Below are 12966 nucleotides of genomic sequence, written 5' to 3' on the forward strand. Positions count from 1 at the left end.
GGTTCGGCACCATGACCACTCATCTCCCGCTCTATCTCGCAGCTTTCGCCGTGGCGCTCGGCGTACTGATCGTGGTGCACGAATTCGGCCATTATCTCGTCGCGCGCTGGTGCGGCGTCAAGGTGCTGCGTTTTTCGGTTGGCTTCGGCAAGGTGCTGTGGATGCGGCGTTTCGGCGCCGATGGCACGGAATGGGCGCTGGCGGTTTTCCCGCTCGGCGGTTTCGTGCGCATGCTGGATGAGCGCGAGGGCCAGGTGGCGCCGCACGAATTGCCGCGCGCCTTCAACCGGCAGTCGGTATGGCGGCGTTTCCTGATCGTGGCCGCCGGCCCGGCGGCCAATCTGTTGCTGGCGGTGTTGCTCTACTGGTTCCTGTTCATGCAGGGCAGCGAGGAGTTGCGGCCGATTCTGGCCACGCCGCCGGCAGCGACGGCCGCCGCGGCGGCGGCGATCGAGGATGGCGAAACCGTGTTGAGCGTCAATGGCCGGCCGGTGACGACCTGGCAGGAATTGCGCTGGGAACTCACGCGGGTGGCTCTCGACCATGTGCCGGTGCGCCTCGAAGTGGTCAATCAGCGGCAGGAAATCAGCATCCGCCTGCTGGCGACGGATGCGGTCGAAGAGGACGATCTAGCCAAGGATCTGCCCGGGCGTCTCGGGCTGCGGCTGTATCGGCCGCATCTGGCGCCCGTCGTCGGCGAGGTGCTGCCCGGCTCGGCCGCCGAGCAGGCCGGGCTGCGCACCGGCGATGAGGTGCTGGGCATCGATGAGGCGCCGGTGACCGAATGGCACGAGGTTGTCGGCCAGGTGCGCAAATCGCCCGGTGCGACCTTGCGCTTTGCCGTGAAGCGCGGCGACGATGTCCTGACGCTGAAGGTGATGCCGTCCAGGGCGGATGAGCAGGGACAGGCAGTCGGCCGTATCGGCATCGTGGTCAGGAACGATCCTGCGCAGCATGCGCTGCTGTTTACCAGCGTGCGCTACGGTGCTTCGGCGGCCTTCGGCAAGGCGTTGCGCCAGACCTGGGAGATGGCCGGCTTCAGCCTGCGGATGATCGGCCGCATGCTGACCGGGGATTTGTCCTGGAAAAACCTGAGCGGTCCGGTGACCATCGCAGACTATGCCGGGCAGTCCGCCCGCATGGGCGTTTTGCCCTATCTGAATTTTCTGGCACTCATCAGCATCAGCCTCGGCGTGCTGAATTTACTGCCCATTCCGGTATTGGATGGTGGGCATTTGCTGTATTATGTTGCCGAGATTGTCAAAGGCGGTCCTCTCTCCGAACGGGTGATGGAAATCGGCCAGCAGATCGGGCTGGCCTTGCTGCTGATGCTTATGGCATTCGCCTTCTACAATGACATCAACCGCTTGATCTCCGGATAGCAGAATGAAGAAAAAACTGGTTGCAGGCCTGGTCGCGGCGTTGTTTGCGTCGCCGGTACTGGCATTTGAGCCTTTTGTGGTCAAGGATATCCGCGTCGAGGGCATCCAGCGTACCGAGGCAGGCACGGTATTCAGCTATTTGCCGGTCAAGGTGGGCGAAACCATGACGGACGACAAGGCGGCCAAGGCCATCAAGGCCCTGTTCGCCACCGGTTTTTTCAAGGATGTGCGGCTGGAAATCGAGAATGACGTGCTCGTCGTGCTGATCGATGAGCGTCCGGCGATTGCCGCCGTCAACTTCACCGGCCTGAAAGCCTTTGAAAAGGATCAGATCCTCAAGGGATTGCGGGAAGTCGGCCTGGCCGAATCGCGCATCTTCGACCGTGCGCTGGTCGAGCGGGCCGAGCAGGAACTCAAGCGCCAATATCTGTCGCGCGGCTATTACGCGGTGAACGTGACGACGACCGTGACGCCGCTCGAGCGCAACCGCGTCGGCATCAATTTCAGTATCGAAGAAGGCGATGTGACGAAGATTCACCAGATCAACATCGTCGGCGCGCAGCAGATTCCGGAAAAGGAACTCCTGAGTATTTTCGAGTTGCGCACGCCCGGCTGGTTTACCTGGTATACCAAGAACGACCAGTATTCCAAGCAAAAGCTGGCGGGCGACCTGGAGACTCTGCGCTCGTATTACCTGAATCGCGGTTTTCTCGAGTTCAACATCGAATCGACCCAGGTATCGATCACCCCCGACAAGCAGCATATCTACATCACGGTGAACATCACCGAGGGCAACAAATACACCGTCTCCTCGGTCAAGCTGGCCGGCGATCTGCGCGTGCCCGAGGATGAGTTGCGCAAGCTGATCGAGCTGCGTCCGGGAGATACGTTCTCGCGCGAGAAGCTGACCGATACCACCAAGAAAATCAGTGATCGCCTGGGCAATGATGGCTATGCCTTCGCCAACGTCAATGCCGCGCCCGAGCTCGACAAGGAAAAGCAGGCGGTCGCATTCACGATTTTCGTCGATCCGGGCCGGCGCGTGTATGTGCGCAACGTCAATATCACCGGCAACACGCGCAGCCGCGACGAGGTTCTGCGGCGCGAAGTGCGGCAGATGGAAGCCAGCTGGTACGACGGCGAGAAAATCAACAAGTCGCGCACCCGCATCGATCGTCTGGGCTATTTCGAGGATGTGACGCTGGAGACGCCGCCGGTGCCGGGCGCTACCGATCAGGTCGATCTGAACATCAACGTCAAGGAAAAGCCCACCGGCAACATCATGCTGGGCGCGGGTTTCTCCAGTTCGGAAAAACTCGTCCTCTCCGGCTCGATACAGCAGCAGAACCTGTTCGGCAGCGGCAAAACCGTCGGGGTGCAGGTCAATACCAGCAAGATCAACAAGGTTTACTCGTTATCCTATACCGATCCGTACTACACCATCGATGGGGTCAGTCGCGGCTTCGACATCTATCACCGCAAGACCGATACCAGTTCGCTCACCACGATCGCCGATTACAGTTCGAGCTCGTTTGGCGGCGGCGTGCGCTTTGGCCTGCCGATCGCGGAAGATGATTATCTGAACATGGGGCTGTCTTTCGACTCGACCCGTTTGACGATGGGGCCCTACAGCCCTGCGGTCTATCTCAAATACGTCAACGACTTCGGCGAACGGAATACCACGACGCTGGCAACAATCGGCTGGTTGAGGGAAACCATCGACAGCCGCCTGTATCCGACCAAGGGCGGGATAGCCAGCATCTCTGCCGAGCTCAGTCTGCCGCTCGGCAGCCTTGGCAAGCTGCGTTACTACCGCGCCAACTTCCAGCGCCAGGAATTCTTCCCCATGCCCTGGTGGCGCAATACCTCGCTGATGCTGAATGGTGAATTCGGCTATGCCAAGGGCTACGGTGGCCGCGGCCTGCCGTTCTTCAAGAACTTCTATGCCGGCGGCATCGGTTCGGTGCGTGGCTACGACAGCGGCTCGCTTGGCCCGGTGGTGTATGACACCTACGGTCAGCGCAGCAATCTCGGGGGCAACCGGCGCGTGATCGCGAATGCCGAATTGCTGTTCCCGATGCCGGGCTCGGGATTCGACAAATCGGTTCGTCTGGGCGCATTCTTTGACATGGGCCAGGTCTGGGGGGAGGACGAGAAGATGAAGCTGGGCGACGTGCGCTACAGCTATGGTCTTTCCCTGACGTGGTCCTCGCCGATGGGGCCGCTCAAATTCAGCTATGCCAACCCGGGGCGCCGCAAGTCGGGCGACGAGATCCAGCGCCTGCAGTTCCAGATGGGCACGGTGTTCTAATATCGGTATTCAGGAGATCAAGTTGAACAAGATCATCACTTCCCTGCTGTTTATGGCCATGCTGCTGGGTGCCGGGGCGGCGCATGCGCAGCTCAAGATCGGTTACGTGAATACCCAGCGCATACTCGTCGACGCGCCCCAGGCGGCCAAGGCCAAGCAAAAGATCGAGCGGGAATTCGAGCGGCGCAGCCAGGATCTGCAGCGTCTTGCCAAGCAGTTGCAGAGCCTGCAGGAAGCGGTGGAGAAAAACGCCGTCACCATGTCGGAGGCCCAGCGACGCAACAAGGAGCGGGAGTTCGGCGAGCTCAGCCGTGAATTCCAGCGCCGTCAGCGCGAATATCGGGAAGACCTCAACCTGCGCCAGAACGAGGAAATGGCGGCGATTTTCGATCGCCTGAGCAAGGCCATCAACTTCATTGCGGAGAGCGAGAAATTCGATCTCATCCTGCAGGAAGCGGTTTACGCCAGCCCGCGCATCGACATCACCGATCGCGTCATCAAGGCGCTGGGCGATGCGCCCGTTCCCCCCGCCGGCAAATGATCTGACGCAAAGCTCGCAAACGGCGCAGACGGCCAGGCATTCCAGCCATGCTCCGCTTTGAGGTAGCAGCGACGTGAACGGTCTGCGCGGCCTGCGTCTCGATGAAATCGTCGCCCGCCTTGGTGGGGAATTGAGAGGCGATGGGGCGAAGACGCTGCGCCAGGTGGCAACCCTGGCGCGTGCCACGGCGGACGACATCGCCTTTCTTGCCAATCCCCGCTACCGCGAGCAGCTTGCCGGGACGCGTGCCGGCGCCGTGATTCTCGGGCCGGCCGTGGCCGATGCCTGCCCGACGGCCTGCATCGTCACGGACGATCCCTACGGCTATTACGCGCGGGTTGCCCAGTGGTTGCATCCAGCGGCGCGGCCTGCGCCGGGCATCCATGCCGCCGCGACCGTGGCATCCACGCTGCCGGCCAGCGCGAGCGTTGCTGCCGGCGCCTGCGTCGGGCGCAATGTGCGCATGGGCGAGCGTGTCAGTATCGGTCCGGGTTGCGTGATCGGTGACGGCGTGGAAATCGGCAACGACTGCCTGCTGCACGCGAATGTCACGATTTATGCCGATTGCGTGATTGGGGCGCGCGCCATCATTCATTCCGGCGTGGTGATCGGCGCCGACGGTTTCGGTTTCGCCCGCGAGAAAGATGCCGCGCTGGGGCCGGGCGGCGGCCGCTGGCTGAAGATTCCGCAGATCGGCCGGGTGCTCATCGGCGATGACGTCGAAATCGGCGCCAACACGACGATAGACCGCGGCGCGCTGGATGACACGGTGATCGAAGAGGGCGTCAAGCTGGACAACCAGATCCAGGTGGCGCACAACGTGCGCATCGGTGCGCACACGGCGCTGGCCGGCTGCGTCGGCATTGCCGGCAGCGCGCGCATCGGGCGCAACTGCACCATCGGCGGTGCGGCGATGATCCTCGGTCATCTGGAGATTGCCGACGGCGTGCATGTGTCGACGAACACCCTGGTGACCAAGTCGATCACCAAGGCCGGCGCCTACACCGGCTGGGTACCCTTCCAGGAACACGCGGAATGGGCGAAAAACTTTGCCCGTCTGCGCCACCTCGATGCGATGAGCGATAAAATGCGCGATTTTGGCGCGCGTCTTGACGCCTTGGAGAAGAAGTCGTGATCACCGTAACCTCGATGGACATCAACCAGATTCTGCAGCATCTGCCGCATCGCTATCCCATGTTGATGATCGATCGCGTCCTGGAGTGCGTGCCGGGGGAGCGTGTCTTGGCGCTCAAGAACGTCAGCATCAATGAACCCTATTTTCCCGGGCACTACCCCCACCAGCCCGTCATGCCGGGTGTGCTGATCATCGAGACCATGGCGCAGGCTTCGGCCATCCTGGCTTTCAAGACGCTCAATGACCGCAGCAACGACGATACCGTGTATTACTTCGTCGGCATCGAAGGCGCGCGTTTCAAGAAGCCGGTATTGCCGGGTGACCAGTTGCAGGTCGAAGCCAGCATCGTTTATCACAAGCGCGGCATGTGGCGCTTCAAGACGCGTGCCATGGTGGACGGCCAACTGGTCAGTGAGGCCGAGCTGATGTGCACCCTGCGCACCATCGACGTTCCTGTGCAGCAGTAAGTCAAATGCTGTCAGCTTCCATCCATCCGACGGCCATCGTTCATCCGGCGGCGCGTCTGGGACACAACGTCGAAATCGGCGCCTACACGCTGGTCGGCGAGCACGTCGAAATCGGCGACGGCACGCGGGTCGGCCCGCATGTCGTGCTCACCGGACATACGCGCATCGGCCGCGACAACCGCATCTTCCAGTTCTGCTCCCTGGGGGCCGAACCGCAGGACAAGAAATACGCCAATGAGCCGACGCGCCTCGAAATCGGCGACCGCAACGTCATCCGCGAATTCTGCACCTTCAACTGCGGCACCATTCAGGATGTCGGCGTCACGCGGCTCGGCAACGACAACTGGATCATGGCCTATGTGCACCTGGCCCATGATTGCCAGATCGGTGATCACACCATCTTCGCCAACAATGCCTCGCTGGCCGGACATGCGCACATCGGCGACTGGGTGATTCTCGGCGGCTTCACCACCGTGCACCAGTTCGTTCGCATCGGCGCGCATGCCATGACCAGCATGGCCAGCGCGGTGGTGCAGGATGTGCCGCCCTATGTGATGGTGGCCGGCAACAAGGCCGAGGCGCACGGCATCAACAGCGAAGGTCTCAAGCGCCGTGGTTTTTCGCCCGAGGCCATCATGGCGATCAAGCGGGCCTATCGCACGCTCTACAAGTCCGGCCTCCCCCTGGCCGAGGCGCAGTCGGCGATTGCCGCCGAAGGCGCCCGGACGGCCGAGCTCAAGCCGCTGGCGGATTTTCTGGCCGTTGCCGGTCGCGGCATCGTTCGCTGAAGGCCATGCCCGCGCCGTTGCGGATTGCCATGGTGGCAGGCGAGGCTTCCGGCGATTTGTTGGCCAGCCATCTGATCCGCGCCCTGCAGCAGCACGTTCCCGATGCGCAGTTTTTTGGCATCGGCGGCCCGAAGATGCAGGCGGCCGGCTTCCGCGCCGACTGGCCGGCGGAAAAACTGGCCGTGCGCGGCTATGCCGAAGTGCTGCGGCATTACCGCGAGATTGCCGGCATCCGCCGTCAGTTGCTGAACCGGCTGCTGGCCGATCCGCCGGATGTCTTCATCGGCGTCGATGCGCCGGATTTCAATCTCTGGCTGGAGCGGCGCGTCAAGGCGGCCGGCATCCGCAGCATCCATTTCGTCAGTCCCTCGGTGTGGGCCTGGCGTGGCGGGCGCATCGCCAAGATGGCGCGTGCCGTGCATCAGGTGCTGTGCCTGTTTCCCTTCGAGCCGGCGCTGTATGCCGGAACGGGGGTGCAGGCCGACTATGTCGGCCATCCGCTGGCGGACGTCATTCCACTGGAAATCGACCTGGCTGCGGCGCGCGAGCGCCTGGGGCTGATGCCGGATCGCATGGTCTTCGCTCTGCTGCCGGGCAGCCGGCAGTCCGAGCTGCAGTACATGGCGCGGACTTTCATCGAAACCGCCAAACTGCTGCACCAGCGCTTTCCCCAGGCGCGCTTCCTGGTGCCGCTGGCATCGCGCGAAACGCGCACGCTTTTTGAAACCGAACTCTGGCGCAGCGAGGCCCAGGAGCTGCCGATGACCCTGCTGTTCGGCCATGCCCAGGAAGCCATGGCGGCGGCGGATGGCATCCTGGTCGCCAGCGGCACGGCGACCCTCGAAGCCGCGCTGATGAAGAAGCCGCTGGTGATTGCCTACAAGATGTCGCCCGCCTCCTGGCGCATCATGCGCAACATGGGTTATCAACCCTGGGTGGGGTTGCCCAACATCCTTGCGCAGCGCTTTGCCGTGCCGGAGTTTCTGCAGGACGAGGCGACGGCGGAAAATCTTGCCCAGGCGCTGGGCAATGCCGTTTGCGACAACACGCTGCGCGAACGCCTGCATGCGTTATTTACGGAAATCCATTTGCTGCTGCGGCAGAACACCGCCGAGCAGGCGGCGGCTGCCATTCTGCCGGCGCTGGGCCGGCACCGGCGCAGGGATCCGCGCGGATGAGCGCTTCCAACCTGATCGCCGGCGTCGACGAAGCCGGGCGGGGGCCGCTGGCCGGTCCGGTGTATGCGGCAGCGGTGATTCTCGATCCGGCGCGGCCCATTGCGGGGCTGGCCGATTCCAAGAAACTTTCCGCCGCCCGGCGCGAGCGTTTGGCGCTGCAAATCCGCGAGCAGGCGCTGGCCTGGGCGATTGCCAGCAGCAGCGTCGAGGAAATCGATCGGATCAACATCCTCCAGGCCAGTCTGCTGGCGATGCAGCGCGCCGTCGAGGCGCTGCAGGTGCGGCCGACAGAAATCCTGGTGGATGGCCTGCATGTGCCGCGGGTCGGCATGACGGCGCGGCCGGTGGTCAAGGGCGATGCCACGGTGGCGGCGATTGCCGCCGCCTCGATACTCGCCAAGACCGCGCGCGATGCCGAACTGCTGCGTCTGGATGCGTTGTATCCCGAGTACGGTCTGGCGCGTCACAAGGGCTATCCGACGGCGGCGCACTTCGCCGCCTTGCGCGTGCATGGCGTCAATGAAATCTATCGGCGCAGCTATGCGCCGGTACGCCGGCTGCTGGCCGGGGAGTGACATGAAGCAGATCGACTCGCGCGACAATCCCGGCTACAAGGCGCTGAAGGCGCTGGCCGCGGATGCGCGCGAGCAGCGCCGCCAGGGGCGGGCTTTGCTCGATGGCGTCCATCTGCTGCAGGCGTATCGCGATAAGTGCGGCCCGCCGCTGCGGCTGATCGTCAGCGAGCATGGCATGACGCAGCCCGAAGTGCGGGCGCTGCGCGAGTCGCTGGTGGATGTCGAGTGCTGGCTGCTGCGCGACAAACTGTTTGCCGCCTTGAGCGAACTGGCCAGTCCGTCGGGCATCCTGGCGTTGATCGAAATACCGCAGGCGGCGGATGACGGTAGCGCGCCGCAGACCTCCTGCGTGCTGCTCGACGGCATCCAGGATGTCGGCAATGTCGGTTCCATCCTGCGCACGGCGGCGGCTGCCGGCATCCGCGACGTCTTTCTCGGCAGTGGCTGCGCCGGCGCCTGGACGCCGCGCGTGCTGCGGGCAGCGCAGGGTGCGCATTTCGACCTGCGGATTCGCGAGTCGGCGGATCTGGCGGCGGTCATGCAGCGCTTCACCGGCATTCGCATTGCCGCCTCGGCGCATGGCGCGCAGCCGCTGTTTGAACTGGATCTGCGCGCGCCGCTGGCCTGGCTGTTCGGCAGCGAGGGGCAGGGTATCTCGCCGGCGCTGGAACGGCTGGCCGACCAGCGCGCGATCATCCCGCTGGCTGCGGGCAGCGAATCGCTCAACGTGGCGGCGGCTGCCGCCATCTGCCTGTTCGAGGAAGTGCGGCAGAAGCGCGGCTAGTGTAGCGCTGCATTTTTGACGGAGGCTTCGTTATTCCCGCGCAGGCGGGAATCCGGCGGCATGGGCTGCCCGACGAAGACCGCATCGTCGTCATTCCCGCGTAGGCGGGAATCCAGTACGTCCCTGGGTCCCCGCTTTCGCGGGGACGACAAATTAATGTGTATCAATCAGCGTGCAACATCACACTAGAACGCCTTGCCGTTGATGCCGACTTCCTGGATTAGGGTGGCGGCGATTTCCTCGATGGATTTGCTGGTGGAATCCAGCCAGCGGATGCCTTCGCGGCGCATCAGTTTCTGCGCGGCATCGACTTCGGCGCGGCAGTTGGCGATGGAAGCATAGGTGCTGTCCGGCCGCCGTTCGCGGCGGATTTCCGCCAGGCGCTCGGGGCTGATGGTCAGGCCGAACAGCTTGTGGCGATATTTTTCCAGCGAGCCGGGCAGCCGGTTGCGCTCGAAATCCTCCGGGATCAGCGGGTAATTCGCCGCCTTGATGCCGAACTGCACGGCGAGGTAAAGGCTGGTCGGGGTTTTCCCGCTGCGCGAGACGCCGACCAGGATCACGTCAGACATGTCGAGATCGTTGTCGGTCACGCCGTCGTCGTGCGCCAGGGTGAAGTTGATCGCCTCGATGCGGTCGTCGTAGGTCTTGGCATTGGCACGGCCGTGCGAGCGGCCGATGGTATGGGTCGAGCGGGTGCCCAGTTCCGCTTCGAGCGGGGCGATGAAGATGCTGAAAAAATCGAGGATCAGCGCATCGGCCTCGCGCAGCGCCGCGGCGACCTGCGGACTGACCAGCGTGGAAACCACGATGGGCCGCTGGCCATCGCGTTCGGCGGCCGCGCGGATCTGGGTGATGCAGTCGCGCGCCTTGGCCACGCTGTCGACGAAGGGCATGCGCACCTGGCGGAACTGGATCGCGTCGAACTGTGAAAGCAGGCTGTTGGCAAGAGTTTCTGCGGTGATGCCGGTACCGTCGGAAACGAAGAATATGGTGCGCGCGGCTGTCATGCTTGTCCGGAATGAAACGGGAAGCGGATAAAATAATCTTTTGCGCGGCTTCCCGCAAATGCGCCGGCGTTCCGCTCGATATTCGATGCCCGGAGCCGGAGAGTAAACATCCGTCGTGGATTCGTGGATTTCAATTTTTCGAGGACAGTCACATGAGCTACGCCCTTCCTTTCGAGCAACTGCGCATCACCGATGTCGAGCAGGTCGGCGGCAAGAATGCCTCGCTGGGCGAGATGATCAGCCAGTTGACGGCCAGCGGCGTGCGCGTGCCGGGCGGCTTCGCCACGACGGCCGATGCCTATCGCGAGTTTCTGGCCTATCGGGGCTTGTCCGGGCGCATCGATGCGGCGCTGACCAGCCTGGACGTCGATGACGTCGCCGCATTGGCGAAGACCGGCGCGATGATTCGCGCATGGATCATCGATACACCCTTTCCGCCGGCGCTCGAAGCGGCCATCAAGGAACAATACGAGCGGCTGGCGCAGGGCCAGGACCAGGAAGAAGCCAGCTTCGCCGTGCGCTCCTCGGCCACCGCCGAGGATCTGCCGGACGCCTCGTTTGCCGGCCAGCAGGAAAGCTTCCTCAACATCCACGGCTACGACAACATCCTGCATGCGATCAAGGAAGTCTTCGCCTCGCTCTACAACGACCGGGCGATTGCCTACCGCGTGCACATGAATTTCGATCACGCCAAGGTGGCCCTGTCGGCCGGCGTGCAGCGCATGGTGCGTTCCGATCTGGCGGCTTCCGGCGTAATGTTCACGCTCGATACCGAATCCGGCTTCGATCAGGTGGTGTTCATCACCTCCAGCTACGGCCTGGGTGAAACCGTGGTGCAGGGCGCGGTCAATCCCGACGAGTTCTATGTGCACAAGCCCACGCTGGCACTGGGCCGGCCGGCGGTGATTCGCCGCAATCTGGGCTCGAAGCTCATCAAGATGCAGTTTGCCAACGAGAAGCGCGCCGGCCGCAGCACCGATACGGTGGACGTGCCCGAGGCAGATCGCCAGCGCTATTCACTCAACGACGAGGACGTGCTGGAGCTGGCGCGCTATGCCTTGATCATCGAGCAGCACTATCAACGGCCGATGGATATCGAATGGGGCAAGGACGGCGTCGATGGCAAGCTCTACATCCTCCAGGCGCGGCCCGAGACGGTGAAATCGCAGGCCGCTCACGGCAATGTGATCGAGAAATACCGCATCCGCCAGCACGGCAAGGTGCTCACCCATGGTCGCGCCATCGGCCAGAAGATCGCTGCCGGCCCGGTGCGTCTGGTCAAGGATGCGACGGAAATGGGCCGCGTCCAGGCCGGCGACATCCTGGTCACTGACATGACCGATCCTGACTGGGAGCCGGTGATGAAGAAGGCCGGCGCCATCGTCACCAATCGCGGCGGGCGCACCTGCCACGCCGCCATCATCGCCCGCGAACTGGGCATCCCGGCCATCGTCGGCTGCGGCAATGCCACGGCGACGCTGGCGGAGAACGAAGACGTCACGGTGAGCTGCGCCGAAGGCGATACCGGCTATGTCTATCGCGGCCTGCTCGATTTCGAGGTGACGCGCCAGGACACCGGCAACCTGCCCGAACTGCCGGTGAAGATCATGATGAACGTCGGCAATCCGGAACTGGCCTTCGAGTTCGCCCAGATACCGAATGGCGGCGTGGGCCTGGCGCGGCTGGAATTCGTCATCAACAACATGATCGGCATCCATCCCAAGGCCATCCTGAATTTCAACGAGGCGCCGGCCAGTCTGCGGGATGAGATCAAGCGTCGCGCCCGCGGCTATGCCGATCCATGCGCCTTCTTCATCGACAAGCTGGCCGAAGGCGTGGCGACCATCGCCGCCGCCTTCTACCCCAAGCCGGTGATCGTCCGCCTGTCCGACTTCAAGTCGAACGAATACCGCAAGCTGCTCGGCGGCGAGCAGTACGAGCCGGAAGAGGAAAATCCCATGCTCGGCTTCCGCGGCGCTTCACGCTATGCCGCGCACAGCTTCCGCGACTGCTTCGAGCTCGAATGCCTGGCGATGAAAAAAGTGCGCGACCAGCTCGGCCTGACCAACGTCGAACTGATGGTGCCTTTCGTGCGAACGACCGATGAAGCGCGCGCCGTCGTCGACCTGCTCGCCGAACACGGCCTCAAGCGCGGCGAGAATGGCCTGCGGCTGATCATGATGTGCGAGATTCCATCGAATGCGCTACTCGCCGAAAGCTTCCTCGAAATGTTCGACGGCTTCTCCATCGGCTCCAACGACCTGACCCAACTGACCCTGGGCATCGACCGCGACTCGGCCCTGGTCGCGGCCTCCTTCGATGAACGCAACCCGGCGGTCAAGCAGCTACTGTCGCTGGCGATCTCCGCCTGCAACCGGCTGGGCAAATACATCGGCATCTGCGGGCAAGGGCCATCGGACCACGCCGACTTCGCCGAATGGCTGATGGACGAAGGCATCCAGACCATCTCGCTGAACCCGGACACGGTAATCGACACCTGGCTGCGCCTGGCCGCCCACCGCAAGCCGGGCTGAGTGGGGGCGTCACCTGCTGCCCCCGAAACCCACTCAAACTGCTCGATCAGGTGTTCAACCGCCTGCGTTGAAGTACTACAGACACGCACCGCCGAGACACAGAAAATTAATTCGAGTCCCTTTAATCTCCCTGCATTCTTGCCGGAATACATAAATATCGGCTTCGTCATTCCCGCGCAGGCGGGAATCCAGTACATCCCTGGGTCCCCCCGCTTTCGCGGGGACGACAAATGTGTGGTTCTTCCTTATGTATCAATCAGC

At 63.1% G+C, this 12966-nt stretch carries 11 protein-coding genes; 10 read left to right on the forward strand and 1 reads right to left on the reverse strand.

Features of this window, described 5'->3' with window-relative positions:
- Positions 1 to 11 precede the first annotated feature (11 nt).
- The 9 genes from rseP to SDENCHOL_RS06740 all read left to right on the forward strand — a co-directional run bounded on the left by rseP (position 12) and on the right by SDENCHOL_RS06740 (position 9161).
- Positions 12 to 1382 (forward strand): RIP metalloprotease RseP, encoded by a 1371-nt coding sequence (rseP, locus tag SDENCHOL_RS06700; protein WP_154716520.1) that lies wholly within the window; start codon positions 12 to 14, stop codon positions 1380 to 1382.
- Between the two features lie 4 nt (positions 1383 to 1386).
- Positions 1387 to 3693 carry an outer membrane protein assembly factor BamA gene (gene bamA, locus SDENCHOL_RS06705; RefSeq protein ID WP_154716521.1) on the forward strand — a complete coding sequence of 769 codons (2307 nt, stop codon included), beginning with the start codon at positions 1387 to 1389 and terminating at the stop codon, positions 3691 to 3693.
- 22 nt (positions 3694 to 3715) lie between these two features.
- Entirely contained in the window at positions 3716 to 4234 is a 519-nt protein-coding gene (locus SDENCHOL_RS06710; RefSeq protein WP_231912928.1) for an OmpH family outer membrane protein, read from the forward strand.
- A 73-nt stretch (positions 4235 to 4307) separates the two neighbouring features.
- Entirely contained in the window at positions 4308 to 5369 is a 1062-nt protein-coding gene (lpxD, locus tag SDENCHOL_RS06715; RefSeq protein ID WP_231912929.1) for a UDP-3-O-(3-hydroxymyristoyl)glucosamine N-acyltransferase, read from the forward strand.
- 14 nt (positions 5370 to 5383) lie between these two features.
- Entirely contained in the window at positions 5384 to 5836 is a 453-nt protein-coding gene (fabZ, locus tag SDENCHOL_RS06720) for a 3-hydroxyacyl-ACP dehydratase FabZ (RefSeq protein ID WP_154717389.1), read from the forward strand.
- Positions 5837 to 5841: 5 nt separating this feature from the next.
- Positions 5842 to 6624 (forward strand): acyl-ACP--UDP-N-acetylglucosamine O-acyltransferase, encoded by a 783-nt coding sequence (gene lpxA, locus SDENCHOL_RS06725; protein ID WP_154716522.1) that lies wholly within the window; start codon positions 5842 to 5844, stop codon positions 6622 to 6624.
- Positions 6625 to 6629: 5 nt separating this feature from the next.
- A complete protein-coding gene (lpxB, locus tag SDENCHOL_RS06730; RefSeq protein WP_154716523.1) occupies positions 6630 to 7802 on the forward strand; it encodes a lipid-A-disaccharide synthase in 1173 nt (390 codons plus the stop codon).
- Positions 7799 to 8377, forward strand: coding sequence for a ribonuclease HII (gene rnhB, locus SDENCHOL_RS06735; protein ID WP_154716524.1), 579 nt, complete (start codon positions 7799 to 7801; stop codon positions 8375 to 8377). Before lpxB ends, rnhB begins: the two co-directional genes overlap by 4 nt.
- A 1-nt stretch (position 8378) precedes the next feature.
- A complete protein-coding gene (locus SDENCHOL_RS06740) occupies positions 8379 to 9161 on the forward strand; it encodes a TrmH family RNA methyltransferase (RefSeq protein WP_154716525.1) in 783 nt (260 codons plus the stop codon).
- 185 nt (positions 9162 to 9346) lie between these two features.
- On the opposite strand, the gene SDENCHOL_RS06745 is transcribed toward SDENCHOL_RS06740, so the two are convergent.
- The gene (locus SDENCHOL_RS06745) at positions 9347 to 10171 is read right to left on the reverse strand and encodes a pyruvate, water dikinase regulatory protein (protein WP_154716526.1); all 825 of its coding nucleotides are present in this window, start codon (positions 10169 to 10171) and stop codon (positions 9347 to 9349) included.
- Between the two features lie 152 nt (positions 10172 to 10323).
- Between SDENCHOL_RS06745 and ppsA the strand changes: the two genes are divergently transcribed.
- Positions 10324 to 12705, forward strand: coding sequence for a phosphoenolpyruvate synthase (ppsA, locus tag SDENCHOL_RS06750; RefSeq protein ID WP_154716527.1), 2382 nt, complete (start codon positions 10324 to 10326; stop codon positions 12703 to 12705).
- Positions 12706 to 12966: the final 261 nt, after the last annotated feature.

Origin of the sequence: Sterolibacterium denitrificans (assembly GCF_900174485.1) — a bacterium.
Classification (GTDB): domain Bacteria; phylum Pseudomonadota; class Gammaproteobacteria; order Burkholderiales; family Rhodocyclaceae; genus Sterolibacterium; species Sterolibacterium denitrificans.